General features: G+C 37.6%; 12 protein-coding genes. 3 read left to right on the forward strand and 9 right to left on the reverse strand.

The features are described from left to right. Positions 1 to 114: 114 nt before the first annotated feature. The 4 genes from JTI58_RS01365 to JTI58_RS01380 form a co-directional block, all read right to left on the reverse strand. Positions 115 to 531 (reverse strand): YugN family protein, encoded by a 417-nt coding sequence (locus JTI58_RS01365; RefSeq protein ID WP_016991855.1) that lies wholly within the window; start codon positions 529 to 531, stop codon positions 115 to 117. Positions 532 to 668: 137 nt separating this feature from the next. Next, the gene (locus JTI58_RS01370; protein WP_205444719.1) at positions 669 to 1,622 is read right to left on the reverse strand and encodes an alpha/beta hydrolase; all 954 of its coding nucleotides are present in this window, start codon (positions 1,620 to 1,622) and stop codon (positions 669 to 671) included. 32 nt (positions 1,623 to 1,654) lie between these two features. Continuing rightward, the gene (locus tag JTI58_RS01375; RefSeq protein WP_205447028.1) at positions 1,655 to 2,386 is read right to left on the reverse strand and encodes an SDR family NAD(P)-dependent oxidoreductase; all 732 of its coding nucleotides are present in this window, start codon (positions 2,384 to 2,386) and stop codon (positions 1,655 to 1,657) included. A gap of 20 nt (positions 2,387 to 2,406) precedes the next feature. Further along, positions 2,407 to 4,032 (reverse strand): flavin-containing monooxygenase, encoded by a 1,626-nt coding sequence (locus JTI58_RS01380; RefSeq protein ID WP_205444720.1) that lies wholly within the window; start codon positions 4,030 to 4,032, stop codon positions 2,407 to 2,409. A 126-nt stretch (positions 4,033 to 4,158) separates the two neighbouring features. Here JTI58_RS01380 and JTI58_RS01385 point away from each other — a divergent pair, with 126 nt between their 5' ends. Beyond that, positions 4,159 to 4,854, forward strand: coding sequence for a response regulator transcription factor (locus tag JTI58_RS01385; protein ID WP_205444722.1), 696 nt, complete (start codon positions 4,159 to 4,161; stop codon positions 4,852 to 4,854). 66 nt (positions 4,855 to 4,920) lie between these two features. Here the strand turns inward: JTI58_RS01385 and JTI58_RS01390 are convergent, their stop codons facing one another. From JTI58_RS01390 to JTI58_RS01405, 4 genes are all read right to left on the reverse strand, one after another. After that, positions 4,921 to 5,382, reverse strand: a complete 462-nt coding sequence (locus JTI58_RS01390) for an SAM-dependent methyltransferase (RefSeq protein ID WP_205444723.1) — start codon at positions 5,380 to 5,382, stop codon at positions 4,921 to 4,923. 91 nt (positions 5,383 to 5,473) lie between these two features. Beyond that, positions 5,474 to 6,664, reverse strand: a complete 1,191-nt coding sequence (locus tag JTI58_RS01395) for a Ger(x)C family spore germination protein (RefSeq protein WP_205444725.1) — start codon at positions 6,662 to 6,664, stop codon at positions 5,474 to 5,476. Further along, positions 6,661 to 7,758, reverse strand: coding sequence for a spore germination protein (locus JTI58_RS01400; RefSeq protein ID WP_205444727.1), 1,098 nt, complete (start codon positions 7,756 to 7,758; stop codon positions 6,661 to 6,663). Before JTI58_RS01400 ends, JTI58_RS01395 begins: the two co-directional genes overlap by 4 nt. Positions 7,759 to 7,779: 21 nt before the next feature. Then, the gene (locus tag JTI58_RS01405; RefSeq protein ID WP_205444728.1) at positions 7,780 to 9,447 is read right to left on the reverse strand and encodes a spore germination protein; all 1,668 of its coding nucleotides are present in this window, start codon (positions 9,445 to 9,447) and stop codon (positions 7,780 to 7,782) included. Between the two features lie 226 nt (positions 9,448 to 9,673). On the opposite strand from JTI58_RS01405, the gene JTI58_RS01410 reads away from it, so the two are divergent. Then, positions 9,674 to 10,678, forward strand: a complete 1,005-nt coding sequence (locus JTI58_RS01410; protein ID WP_205444730.1) for a nucleoid-associated protein — start codon at positions 9,674 to 9,676, stop codon at positions 10,676 to 10,678. 230 nt (positions 10,679 to 10,908) lie between these two features. Here the strand turns inward: JTI58_RS01410 and JTI58_RS01415 are convergent, their stop codons facing one another. Beyond that, entirely contained in the window at positions 10,909 to 12,930 is a 2,022-nt protein-coding gene (locus tag JTI58_RS01415; protein WP_205444731.1) for a helix-turn-helix domain-containing protein, read from the reverse strand. Between the two features lie 138 nt (positions 12,931 to 13,068). Between JTI58_RS01415 and JTI58_RS01420 the strand changes: the two genes are divergently transcribed. Continuing rightward, positions 13,069 to 14,307 carry an MFS transporter gene (locus JTI58_RS01420; RefSeq protein WP_205444733.1) on the forward strand — a complete coding sequence of 413 codons (1,239 nt, stop codon included), beginning with the start codon at positions 13,069 to 13,071 and terminating at the stop codon, positions 14,305 to 14,307. The last annotated feature ends 11 nt before the right edge of the window (positions 14,308 to 14,318 follow it).

The following is a 14,318-nucleotide window of genomic DNA, read 5'->3' on the forward strand; positions in this document are numbered from 1 at the left end:
ATAATGTTGGAAAATTCTTACGACAATTCTATTTGTATTTTTGATTACAAGTTCCCAAAATAACAAGGATAAAAGACTTATGATTTCTTCCAGCAGCTATTTAAATTTATCTAACTAGTGAATGAAAAATGGTAGTACTTTTTCTTCCACAGCTTGTTCACCTGCTTGAATCCATCTACTTTTATCATGAATGTATCCGTCTTTATCAAGCGGGGTTTGAAATTGGCTAGCACCAGTTGCATCTAGTAAGGAGCCCTCATCATAATCTAGACCAATATTTTCAACATGCTTAATGACAAATGGCTTTTGAAAACGAATTTGAGCATCTTCATTATCAAGCTCCCCTGATGTAACGATAAAAGGGACGCGTAAATAAATCGTTTCTCCTGCCTCTTTCCATAATACCGAGTCGAAGCTACCTTTATAATACTCCCAATTCCCGCCGATCGTGAAACCTCGATTGGCAATTTTATCTCGTAAATAGCCAAACCCTATCTCTTTTCCAACAATTTTTGAATCAAATTGTAACAATTTATATTCTCCTCCTTTCACTCGATAAAAGTTTAACCTAAAAGAGGATATTACAAACTAGCTATAAGATCATTTTGCTTAACAAAAAAAATCCCGAAACCTGAGGAATTTATGGTTTCGGGATTTTCGTAAGTTTTTTATAAAGGCACTGAAATATTTCGATGCAACACATATTTAGCGGCTTCTACATACTCAGTGACAGCTCTTTGACTGACTGTGGCTGTGGGCACAATACTCTCAAAGCCATGATAGCAGCCCGGGTATAAATGGAATTCAACATCTACTCCAGCCTGGCATAGCTTGGTTACATATTGTAAAGTCTCATCACGAAACGGATCAAGTTGACCAACACATGTATACGTAAATGGTAAACCTGATAAATCATCCGCTCTAGCTGCTGCGGCATATGGTGGCACATTATCGCTACCGTTTTCTCCATTCAAATACATTTCCCACCCCTTTTGATTGAGTGAGTGGTTCCAGATCATGTGGCCTGTGATTTCTAATGATGATGGTGTATTATTGCGATCATCAATCATTGGATAGAGCGGCATTTGGAAACTAAGCTTCGGATAATTCCGATCACGAGCAAGGAATGCAAGTGCAGCTGTGAGCCCCCCACCAGCACTAGCTCCAGCAATTCCTATACGGGAAGGATCAATCCCTAATTCGTCTGCATGATCCGCTACCCATTTTAACGCTGCATAACAATCTTCAAGTGGGGCTGGATAAGGATGCTCAGGTGCAAGTCGATAGTCTACAGATACAACAACACATTTCGCTTCATTGACAAAACGCTGACAAAGCACATCATCTCCCTCGGGAGCTCCTAAGACATAGCCCCCACCATGAATCCATAGCAGACCTGGGTAAATTTCATTTTGCTCTTTTGACTTATAGATACGAATACGAAGAGAATCGTTGTCATCAGGCCCTTGAATCACTTTATTTTCTACTGTGATATGCTCTTCTATTGGAGCTGGTACAGCAACGGCTGCCATTCCTTCTCTTGTAGCTTGTACATTATCCAAATCTAATGGGGGAAAAATTGCTAACGTTTCTTTTAGTTCTGAATTAATACGATGTTCCATTAAAATTCTTCCTCTCTTATTTAAAATGTTTTTTACGATGTTAAACCGCCATCAATTGGAACGACAGCGCCATTCACATAAGAAGCTTCTTGCGAAATTAAGAAAGCGATTACATTTGCGATTTCAGTAGGGTCTGCTAATCTTCGTAATGGTCCATTTTCTTCTGGACTCGATGCCAATCCCTTCGTCATGTTTGTCATCACGCCACCAGGACAAATTGCATTCACTCGAATACCTTTAGGTCCATATTCAATGGCTGCCGTTTTAGTTAACCCAATTACACCATGCTTACTTGCCGCATAGCCACCTAGATAAGGTTGTCCCTGTATACCAGCTGCTGAGGATGTATTCACAATGACACCTGATTGCTGTTGCTCCATTTCTTTTAACACATATTTTAAGCCTAAAAATGCCCCTTTAAGATTGACCGAGATCACTCTATCAAACGTCTCCTCTTCTAAATCTCCCAGTAGTGCTGGCGAGCTTAAAACGCCTGCATTATTAATAAAAGCATCAATCCTGCCAAATGTTTCTTTTGCAGCGTCCACATATTTTTTGACATCTTGGCTTTGTGAAACATCAGCTTGGACAAAAATTGCTTGTTGTTGATGTTCCTTCACAGCATGTAGTGTGTCTTGTCCACTTTTTTCGTCAAAATCCACTAAAACTAATGCTTTGCCCTTGGTTGCAAGCAATTTTGCAGTCTCTCTTCCTATACCACTTCCCGCACCTGTAATAATGACTACTTGTTGCTCCATATTGATATATGCTCCTCTCTCACAAACTATGATATAGATTTTAATTTCATTAACTTAAAGCCTTCATAATTGTTTTGAGCCACCTCATTACAATGTTTTGTGTAATAATCAAATCCTCCTAGATAAATTAAAAAACTTCGAGGTTTGCCCTCAATATTAGCTCCCGTATACCAAGAATCACCTTTGACGTAGAGTGTTGCATTAGCAACCTCTCGGCAATGTTTGCTCCAAGCTTCCTCTGCTTCTCTAGTTGGTTCCACAAGGTCAATGTCATGCTCACGCAAGTATTGTATGCACTCGGTAATCCATTCGACATGCTGCTCAATAGCTATTGGCATATTCACGAGGACAGAAGGGCTTTCTGGTCCCGTAATCATAAATAAATTAGGAAAACCTGCTGTTGTGAGTCCAAGATAGGTTTGAACCGCTGCCCCATCCTCCCATTTCTCCTTTAATGACACGCCATTCCTTCCTTGGATATCAATCTTAAATAAAGGTCCTGTCATGCCATCATAGCCTGTCGCAAAAATGATGATATCTAAATCAAAATGGTTATCCGCCGTTTGAATACCTTCTCCTGTTATTTTTTGAATGGGTGATTCTTTGACATCAACCAGTAAAACATTCTCTCTATTATAGGTTTCAAAATAATCGCTATCTAAAACCTGTCTTTTCGTGCCATACATATACTTTGGACATAATTTCTCTGCTACCACAGGGTCTTTCACAATCTGTCGTATTTTGGAGCGAATAAATTCTGCCGCTTTTTCATTGGATTGTTCATTCGTTAACAAGTCATGATAAGTAGCTGAGAAGGCAAAGCCACCCTGTGCCCATGCTTTCTCAAAAACCGCCTGTCTCCTATCATCCCGTTCTTCCATTGCAGATTGCTGATTTTGTGCAAAAGGTGTACCTGAAACAGAATTTCTCATGGAATGCTTTATCGCTTCGAAATTTTGCTTGGTTTCTTTGATAAAGTCCTCATCATATGCATGGTTTCGAGCGGGAATCGTATATTGCGGTGTGCGTTGAAACACCGTTAGCTGCTCTGCTTCTTTTGCAATGACAGGTATTGCTTGAATACCACTGGAGCCTGTCCCGATAATTCCCACACGCTTCCCCGTAAAATCAATCTTTTCATGTGTCCAATGCCCCGTGTGATACCATTTTCCGTTAAACTGTTGTAATCCTTGGATGTTCGGAACATTTGCAGCAGACAGACAGCCGATTCCTGTAATAAAATATTTTGTTAAAATGCACTGTCCATCGTTTAAATGAATTATCCATTTATGTCGTTCTTCATCAAAATGAGCCGCAGTGACTCTTGTGTCAAATTGAATATCTGTTCGCAATTGAAAGCGATCTGCTACGTAATTTAAATAGCGTAATATTTCCGCTTGTTCCGGAAATCTAGATGTCCAAGTCCATTCTTCATATAATTCCTTTGAAAACGTGTAGTTATAATAGATGCTTTCAATATCACATCTAGCACCAGGATAACGATTCCAATACCAAACACCACCTACACCATCTCCAGCCTCGTATACAATGGTCGAAAAGCCTTTACTCCTCAACTGATGTAGCATATACAGACCTGCAAACCCAGCACCTAGAACAACTGCATCCACCTCTTTAATTGTTTGACTACTCATCTGCCGCTCCCCCTCACACCAAAATAGGAAAATATGGATTTACTTAACTTAAATACTACAACTTACAGAAAATATTGAAAATTCCTTATTTTAAGCGTAGTATATACTTAAAAAAGGGGATAGGTCATGTCCAATCTTTATACCATTCAAAAACGTTTCGACACCGTACAAAGCTATGTCAACCATGAAGAGTTGTTGATACACATTTTGCAGGTATATTTAGATTCTTTTCCTATCAAGGATGCCTATTTATTAAGGTATTCTCCAATAGGCTTTGTCGCTGAAGGAATCATTTTCTTGAATGAATCGGGTGGTAGTCATATCGGTGAAATTCGTGAGGAGATTCGCAGCTTCCCTATTATTTATGCTGCTATTGAAGATAAGAAGGCTAAATTTTGTACAGGAATGGACTATTTAAAAAATATCAGTATTAAATATTCTATTCCCTCGCAAAATAATTCTTTTTTAATTGTTCCTATTTTTATAGGGCAATATGTTTTTGGTTATATTTGTAGTACTCAATTGGAAGAGGAAATCGATGTAAATGAAAAGCTATTAGATGATATGACGACCTTTGGACATATGATTGGACAGCTTATCATGCAAGCTAGAAATAGTAAAAAAGAGGGTTTTCTTAGCAAACGTGAGCTCGAGGTAATGAGACAGGTAGCGCAGGGAGATAGTACAAAGGAAATAGCAGATGTTATGAATTTAAGTGAATTAACCATTACACAATATGTAAAATCGGCTATCAAAAAATTGCGTGCCAAAAATCGTTCCCATGCCATTAGCATTCTTTATCAAGAGGGAATTATTCTATAAAAAATTTGGGGAGCATGCCACTCCCCTTTGTTAAAATCCACAATTGTCTTCGCTTTAGCAACTTTATTACTCCCAGTAGGCCCTCATTAAATCTATTGACCATGCTGGCTGTTTAACATCCTTTTTAGGTAAAAATTCTTTCATCACAGGCTTTATATCTAGTATAGGTGTGCCATCTATGGCGTCTAGCCCTTGAACGATTAATGCTCTAGGTTTGACCTCTAACAACGCAACGATTGTACTTCCTAATTTATTGGGTCTATTCTTACCCCTTTGCGCGAAAATGCCCACTTCGGGATAATCTTGATTATTTCTAGGATGTCTAGCCTCATATTGGATTTGATCGTCTGTAACTTTATCAAAATAAAAAATAATTTCTAGATGAGAAAAATCTTCTATTCCTTTTAAGGATGCCTCCTGGATATGAGCAGCAAGTTCTATGGTTGAAACAACCTCTCCCCAATGATCATCTTTTATCATTTGCCGATTGTTACGAACTGTAGCGATTGATCGAACGGTATATTGCATACCTTTTATCCCCCATCTTTTCGAATGTCTACTATACGGTCTTTAATGCCAGTATATACTAAATAGACAGAAAAAAAGATGATTAACGATGTTAATCACCTGATGTGCCATAATCCTTGATGGATACATTCACTTCACATGTAATCGGAACCTCACTAAATGTTTGATCCCATTCTTTTTTTATTTTTTGCCATACTCTCGGATAGTTGATTCTGAGTTTATTGCCAAACCCTGAAACATCTGTTTGAAATTCATGTTGCGTTTTTTCTAAAACTTTCATCACCAATCGCTCAATCTCTTTTTCAAATACTTTCTCTGCTTTTTTCAAAAATTGATTGTCAAATGCTTTATCTGATAGAACCCAATGTTCAGCAATTCTTCCCTCTGATTGAATTTTTATCGTAAAGGAGATTTGATCTCCTTTCACATGTGGAATAATTTTACTTTTAGTTGAAATAATTTCATATACAATGGGTGCACCTGACTCCTCATCAAACCCTTTGACTAGGCCACCTTTCGCATCCCCTGACATCCAAGCAATTCCTTCTATGTCACTCTCATTTACAAACCCTCGTAACTTTTTGGTTTTCCCTTCAATGATAGCAGCGCCTGCAAATTTTACTTCTCCATTTTCCGCTATCACATTTTGCAATAAAAAGCTGGAATCTGAATATAGCTTCCCTTCTAGCTTTGCAACGGTCATCGGTGGTAAAATCTTAGTCGTCCTTTCATGCCCCTCCATCATTTCTACTAATTGAAAGGCTGGAATTTTCGTTGGTTCATTCGTTTCAAGTGCCTGACTTGCCTGATTTTGAGCAATAAGGAGAAGGCCACTAGGTCGTATTTCTAATTCTCTTAGAAAAAAATCTAGTGTTTGTTGCAGGTTGACGGTGCTGGCTAATTCTTCTCCAATGATAATCACTTTGGAATGTTCAGCAAAGGAATGTTTATCAACCTTTAAAAGCATATTTCGTAAAGTTGGTAAAACCGCATCACCTGTCTCAGAAACATTTTTATACGCTTTTTCTGGCAATGCTCCCTCTCTTGTTCCAGAAACCGTTGTCTCTGACGTAACAAATTGATTGGTAATCGTTAACAGCTCCCTATTTGCATATCTAGCATCTTGTTGCTCCTCAGAAGATACATCACCCGTTTCTAAATCCAATGATGTACCTACAATGAGACCTAAATCCTCAATCTCTTTACTACTCCAGCATCCAGTAAGAAAGAAGGGTACAGTCATTACTAGAAGGTATTGGCTATATCGATGTTTTCGCTTCATGCTTTCTTTCCTTTCCATTTCGATATAAGGAGTAAAATGATAGGTACGGCACCAAATAAAATCAATGCAGCATGACCAATCTTATCGCCAAATGTAAAAAGATCATTAATATTTTTTGGCGTCATCGCAATAATGTAGATAATTGGCAACAATCCGTATAAGAAAGGATGCATACTTTTTTTAAAAAGTTGGGCTAATCCTAAAGCAGCTGCATAATAAGTAATCGTAAAGGTAGCAAATATTTGCATAATCCAAATTACAAGAAGAAACGACTCAAAGCGTTCAAAAATTAATCCTGGAATTTCAAAACTTCGCATCAATTCAATCGTTGGCCATGTCCTTGTCATAACCCCTTCAATGGAGAGAGCACCGATGACCATCACAACCGTGATGACATAAAAAAGCAGAGGAATGGTGATGCCCACCAGCACAACCTTTACAGCTTTTGATCTATCTGATGGGTACATAAATGCCACGAGGAGCAACATAATTTCAGGTCCTAAAAAGGCTAGTGTCGCTGTTTTGATCCCCTTTAACATCGGTACAACGCCCAAGCCTAATACTGGTCTAAGATTATCGATTTCAAAAATCCCTAAGCTTAAAAAGGCCACAAGTAAAAAAATAACAAAGGTAATAGGAAAAATGATTTCAAATAGACGAGCGATTGTATTGATACCACCACTTATTAAGTAAAGCCCAACCCATAAAAAAGGAAGAATAATGGCCCATGTAGGGGTACCCTCTAATAAGAAGAGGGAGGTTACTTCAGCCATTATGCGAACCTCAAATGCAGAAATGGTAAAAAAGTAGACTATTACACACGTACTTAAGAACCAGCCTAACCACTTCCCTAGGATGTCTTGATTATATTGATAAAATGTTTTATCAGGGTATTGTTGGCTTAGCTTGACAATGATTACCCCTGCAATCATCGCAACGATTCCGCCTAAAAATACACTAATCCAAACATCCGGGGTCTTTACTTTTTCTACAGAGGCACGAGGTAAGGTAAGAATTCCAGTGGCAAGAATATAGTTAATAATAATAACAACTGCTTGTGAGGTCGTTATTTTATCTTTCAAACTGCTGTTCATGACTGTTTTTCTCCTTTCCTCTTATTCCCCTTTGCGGACAGAATCTTTTGGCTTTAACAATCTAGGACGATGTTTCATCATCCTGAACGGCATACGAACCATAAAGTCTTTCCAATCACCTGCTCGATACGGAACAGTAGGACTTAGATACGATACACCGAAGCTCTTTAGCTTCACTAAATGACTGCAAAGGAATAAGAAAAACAGGATGATGCCATATAGTCCAAATAAAGCTGCAGAAAACATGGCGACAAAACGCAGCATTCGTAGCGTGATTCCAGCATTGTATTGAGGGATAGCAAAAGAAGAAATCGCTGTTAGTGCAACAACAATGACCATAATCGGACTAACAATTCCTGCCTGTACTGCTGCTTCTCCAATGACAAGCCCTCCCACAATCCCCATTGTCGGACCGATTGGCTTCGGCAAGCGAAGTCCCGCTTCTCTTAATATTTCAATGGCAACCTCCATAATGAGGGCTTCAATTAATGCTGGGAACGGTACTCCCTGCCTTGTCGCCATCATAGACAAGGCTAGTTTAGTGGGAATTAATCCCTGATGAAATGATACAAAAGCAATGTACAGAGATGGTCCAAATAAGGAGATACCGGCAGCAAAGTAGCGAAGCAAGCGAATAAGTGAGCTTGACAACCAACGTTCATAATAATCTTCTGGTGATTGCAGTAACATATTAAACGTGACTGGCACAATTAGCGCAAATGGCGTTCCATCTAATAAAATTGCCACTCGTCCCTCCAGTAAAGCGGCAACAACACGATCAGGACGCTCGGTACTCTGTACTTGCGTAAACGGACTAAGATAATTATCCTCAATTAATTGCTCAATATATCCTGATTCAGCTACATCATCCAAATGGATTGTTTCAATTCGTTTTCTCACCTCTTTGACGAGATTAGGCTCCACAATCTCATCTATATAGGCTATAACCAACTCTTTTTTTGTACGCTCGCCCACTTCCATCTCAATTATGGATAAATTTCGATTTTCTCCATGTTGTCTTAATAAAGAAGTGTTCACACTTAATTTTTCCGTGAAGCCCACTCTTGGTCCACGTACCAATGCCTCAGAAACGGGCTCTTCAAGATTTCGAGTCTTTCCATGTGCAGTACCAATAATAAATACATTCTGTATCCCATCCACAATTAATACAGTGGATCCCGTTAATACTTTCCCAACAGCTTTCATAACTTTCGTTTCCTCTAGCAGATCACTCACTGGTAGGATTTCATTTACAATCAATTGCTGTAGCTCATAACCTCTTATCAAAGTGGATCTTTCTGAAAGTCCATTCATTAATGATTTCAAAATATGTTTGTCAATCAACTCTTTATCGCATAAACCTTTAAGAAAAACGATGGCTGCACGATTATCCGTATTCCCAATTTGAAATTCTCTAAAATGGATATCCCAATTATGACCAAGCTCTTTCTTCATTTGTAAAAAATCTTCACTGTAATCACCTGTAAATTGCTCTAACTTTTTTTGAACAGGTATTTGTATTGTCTCACTTTGTTCACTATTTTCTTTCATATCAATTTTGCCATTGCTCTTATTAACAAATAAAAAAACATGAAACAATTTATAAATTAAATATGGAATAAAAAATGCTAAAAAGCCTTGTAAAAAAACTTGCCAATGCGGCATGTAGGAAATTACCTTTTCCCACATATTGATCACCCTCTTTAGTACACTTGTACAGAGTATATCTACATGTTTTTATCATTATCTAAGCAACCGTATTTTAAACTTCTAATCCTCAACATTCTTTCATAACAAGATACTAATATTTGCTGGACATAAAAAAATCCAGCCTCATATTGAGTACTGGTACTTATAAAAGCAATCTTTAGGTTATGGTATACTAGCTACTATGAAAAATTAGAAGGTGAAATTTATGCTAGAAGTCAGTGAAAGTAAATTAGCACAATATAGTCTGCATTTTTTGAGCGAGACGCTTATTTTAGGAGAAGAAGTTTTTACACAACCTGAAGTTATGTTAGAAGCAGCCTTTACGCAGCTTGCTTTTAATAAAATCGATATGGAACAGCAATATGAATTTTTCCATGAAAGCAATATTGCACTCAATGAAGTTTTTACGTATTCCAAAGCCATTTTCGAACAGGAAAGTAATTTCCTCGAACAATCACAAAATATAGCCAAGCACTTACATAGTGTGTCACAGCACCCAAACATCAAAAGCGGAGAACTGTTTATTGGCCTATTTGAAAATTGTTTACTATTGAATGAGGCTAAAAAGGTTATCGCCATTGTCAAAATTGATGAAAAAGAAATGTTTTTAGATGTAAAAAATGAACACAATCAAATGATTGTTAATGGCGTGGATGGCATTAACGTCAAGAAAATTAATAATATGGCTATTATTATTGATATGGGACCAGATCAATTTCCTGCCGTGTATATCAAAACAAAACGGAAAGAAGATATTGTTTATTGGCAAGAACGATTTTTAAAAATACAAGCAGCAGATGCGCATTATTATAAAACCAATTTAGCACTAACAGAATGCAAAAAAATTATTTTAAAGGAAGAAAATTATACAAGCACAGAAAAGCTTGGGCTTTTGAATAAAACACTGGATTACTTTAGAAATGAAGAGGAATTTCAGGTAAATCATTATATCGAAACCGTTTTTGAGCAAGCGGACACTACCCAAAAAGATGTCATTATTAACTCGGTCAAACCCTATGAGACGGTCATTTCTGATAGTGCTTTAGAAAAGGCTGAAAAGAAATACAAACGTAAAATTAAACTCGATTCCAATATTGAAATCCAAGTAAATATTCAGCATATCGACCAAATAGATGAATTAATTGAAGTAGGCTATGATGAGGCAACGAATCGCAAATTCTATAAAATCTATTTTCAGGATGAACAGTAGAAAAGGTACTTCCTATTTTTATCAACGAATTTAAAAATAAGTAAATGATTTCCGTTCCAGGCTATATGCTTGCCATTGACGCCTCGCTTTCGTACAGAGTAAAGCTTCTTGTGAGAAACTCATTAAGCTTCACAGGGAAGCACTTGGTCGGAACGGAAAACAACTTCTCTTTGCACAATCATCTTTTGCTTAAAACACTAAAATTCATCTATTACTTTATCCTCTTCTTGTTAAGGCACCATCCCCCTTAAATAACAGGCAAGCTGAAGCTTTAGGACATCTTCAGCATTTTGAAAAGAGATGGTTAGCTTTTCTTCGATTTTTCTCAAACGCTGATACAACGTATTGACATGAATGTGTAGTTGTTTAGCTGTCTCCCCTACAGAGCCGTTTTGCTTAATATATACCAGCAAAGTTTCTTCCAGCAGCTGATGTTTTGTTTTTTCATTGCGCAATGGTTGGAACACTTCATTCACAAAACTCAGTAGTTCCTCCTGTGTTTGATGAATAAAGAGTCGATTCACCCCAATCTCCTGATAATGCATGATGCCCCAGCGTTGACGGGTGATCAAAAACGACAGTGCTTTATCCGCTTCATGATAACTTTTCGCTATATGGTCCATGCCCAGATACAATGAACCGATTCCAATTTTCAACTTATTGCTTTTTACTTTTTCCCAGTTCGCTTGCAATTGCTTTACAAGTTGCAGCACTTCATTACCGATTCGTTTAAATTGACAAAGAATCGTTATTTTATGACCAAAGCCAAATACTATTGGTGCATGCTCTTGAAAATGTTTTTTAATTTCCCCAATTAATAGATGAACTTGCCTATCCATCACTTGACTATCCATACTCGATGATAATTGAATTAAAACGACAGCATAATAGGTATTTGACTCAAGTCCGAGCTCTTCACCCTTTTTCATAAGCTGTCCAGGATCCTTACACATTAAAAAATCATGAAATAGATTATGTGTTTTTTTATAAAACGCATCCACAATTGTTTGTTTCCGTATCATTTCTAGAGCAATAACGGAGCTAGCTTGCTCGATAATTAATTTATGAATCGATTCTAGCTCCTGTTCACTTACTTCGATAAGTAGAAAGCCAAGGATTTGACCTACACCAACAATCGGTTGAATATAGTAATCCACCCATTCATTCTCGATTTCAATTGTATAAAATGCTGGAGATTCTTTTAAATGAATGGAAGATCGTAATATGTCTACATCATCATTGTCTATCCAATGACGTGGACTTGCATAAATGGAGTCATCCATTAAATCTCTAATGACGAGTCGCAAATTCAGCATATGTCTTATTTCATTGACAATGACTTGCATACCAGCATTTTGCAAAGAAAGCTTCATAAAAGTATGGTGAATTTGATCTCGTTGCAGTAGTAATTCATTTTGAAGCTTCAAATGCTGAAACAGTTTTGAATTCGTCAATGCAATAGATACCTGATCAGAAAAACTTTCTAAAAGCTGTTTATCTTCTGTTGTTAGCAATGCATGTTCCCCATTTTGATAAATAATGACCACACATAGTGTTTGCTCCTCAACCACAATCGGAACAGCAATAACCGATTGTAAATGCTCAAACGTATAGGCATTTAATAAATGACGTAGATTCTCTTCTGTTACAGATGAAGAAGCTTTTAGCACGTCTGTATACGAAGTCAAAATCATGGACTGGTTTTCTTTAAAGGTCTTTCCAATAATCCCTTCTCCGACCTTCATGCGCATATTTTTAATGTCCTCACCAGGTCCCCCTGCCCATGCTTTTGGTACAAGTGCTGCTTCGCTTTCCTCATACATCCACAGTACCCCAAAATCTGCAGCCGGTATAACAGATAGCGCATTCTCTAAAATCGTGGTCAGTAGAATATGAATATCGTTTAAAACGGAAATTTCCCGTATACTTTCCATCATTTTCTCCCGAATAAATTGTTCTTTCTCCAGCATTAATTCTAAGTAATATGCATGAAGTACTGTTTCGATAATTTGTTGCTCCGTTGCTAATAGCACTCTATTAATCCGAATGACCAAACGTCCCCTTTCATGGAATTCGAAGAAATAATCATGAAAACCTGCCACTTTCTTGTCATAAGAAGGTGGCAGATGATTTTCTACCCCTTGAGAAAGCACCAGAGAAAAACGATCCTCATTAATATTTTTCCATACTTGAAATTGTGTTAACTTGCAAAAATCAAAGAGGAATTGTTGTAGTCTATCTACTATCGTCATGCTGAAATACCTCACTTTATATGGATAAACATCTACATTTATTAGATTTATTATATGAAAACACACATTGTTAGAAAAGTCTAAATTTTTTATACTTTGCAATATAAACAAATCCACTATTGCTAGGAGGAAAAAACAATGACAACAACTGCTAAAAATGCTAGATATCTTGTAATTGCTATGTTGTTTCTAGGGTGGTCATTAGGGAACTTTGATCGTTTCATTATTAACTTCGCCATTCTCGATATTTCAAAGGAATTACAATTGACTGAATCATTAACGGGCATTGTTTTAAGTAGCTTTTTTGCTGGTTATGCCTTAATGCAAATTCCAGGTGGCTGGTTAGCTGATCGATTTGGCTATCGAAAGGTGCTCATATCAACGATCTTAGTTTGGTCCATCTTCACTGTCTTAACGGGTGCTGCCTGGTCGTTTCTATCAATCATTGTAATTCGATTCCTATTCGGTGTAGGTGAAGGAAGCTATTTCCCAGCTGCCTCTAAGGGCATTGCCAATTGGTTCCCGGTTGATGAACGTAGTAAAGCCATGTCTATTATGTTAACATCTGGCTCAATTATGGGCGTTGTGGCACCGATTGTAGGAACATACCTAATGCTAGCACTTGGTTGGCGAGATATTTTCTACATTGTAGGCGCACTAGGTATTGTTGTTGCACTTAGTTTCTTCTTCTTAGTGAAGGAAAAAAATACACCTGCGACAGAGCAAGTAAAGGCACAAACTTCAAAAGCTCCATTAAGAGACGTCTTAAAGACACCAATGATTTGGAAGCTGTTTATTGCCTATTTCAGTATTTATGCAGTGAACTGGGGCTTAACATCTTGGATGCCAACGTATTTATCTAAAGTAAAAGGGTTAGAATTGACTGCTGTTGGTATCTATTCAGCTATTCCTCCATTTATTGGAATCTTCGCTATGCTTTGTAGCGGTTATGTGCTAGATAAAATGCCTCAAGGACGAGATAAGCTGGTCGCTGGCATTTTTGCCATTATTGCAGGTATAGGGCTATTATTCATGGCGAATGCACCAAGCATGCTCATATTTACGGTATGTCAAAGTGTCGTGACGGTCATGCTGTCCTTTAATATTATTTTAATAACATCTGTTCCACTGAAAATTTTACCAGAGGCAGTAGTAGGAACAGCAAATGGCTTTATTAATACAGGCGCTCAATTCGCAGGGGTACTTACACCAATGCTGATTGGTTTTTTAGTGGAAGCTTTTGGTGGTTCTTATAGTGCTGCATTCACAATGCTGATTGGCTTTACAATTGTGTGTGCTGTGTCATTATTTATGATCCGCCCGAATAAAAATACGGTTGTGTTGAATTCCCCTTCTATAAATGAAATCATCGACTAAGGAGTGATAGT

Origin of the sequence: Lysinibacillus fusiformis (assembly GCF_016925635.1) — a bacterium.
Classification (GTDB): Bacteria; Bacillota; Bacilli; order Bacillales_A; family Planococcaceae; genus Lysinibacillus; species Lysinibacillus fusiformis_F.

Bases quoted from the DNA above. Each gene is read 5' to 3' on its own strand.
- JTI58_RS01370 (WP_205444719.1), bottom strand. From the start codon at position 1,622: ATGGAACATCGTATTAATTCAGAACTAAAAGAAACGTTAGCAATTTTT.
- JTI58_RS01380 (WP_205444720.1), bottom strand. From the start codon at position 4,032: ATGAGTAGTCAAACAATTAAAGAGGTGGATGCAGTTGTTCTAGGTGCT.
- JTI58_RS01385 (WP_205444722.1), top strand. From the start codon at position 4,159: ATGTCCAATCTTTATACCATTCAAAAACGTTTCGACACCGTACAAAGC.
- JTI58_RS01390 (WP_205444723.1), bottom strand. From the start codon at position 5,382: ATGCAATATACCGTTCGATCAATCGCTACAGTTCGTAACAATCGGCAA.
- JTI58_RS01395 (WP_205444725.1), bottom strand. From the start codon at position 6,664: ATGAAGCGAAAACATCGATATAGCCAATACCTTCTAGTAATGACTGTA.
- JTI58_RS01400 (WP_205444727.1), bottom strand. From the start codon at position 7,758: ATGAACAGCAGTTTGAAAGATAAAATAACGACCTCACAAGCAGTTGTT.
- JTI58_RS01405 (WP_205444728.1), bottom strand. From the start codon at position 9,447: ATGTGGGAAAAGGTAATTTCCTACATGCCGCATTGGCAAGTTTTTTTA.
- JTI58_RS01410 (WP_205444730.1), top strand. From the start codon at position 9,674: ATGCTAGAAGTCAGTGAAAGTAAATTAGCACAATATAGTCTGCATTTT.
- JTI58_RS01415 (WP_205444731.1), bottom strand. From the start codon at position 12,930: ATGACGATAGTAGATAGACTACAACAATTCCTCTTTGATTTTTGCAAG.
- JTI58_RS01420 (WP_205444733.1), top strand. From the start codon at position 13,069: ATGACAACAACTGCTAAAAATGCTAGATATCTTGTAATTGCTATGTTG.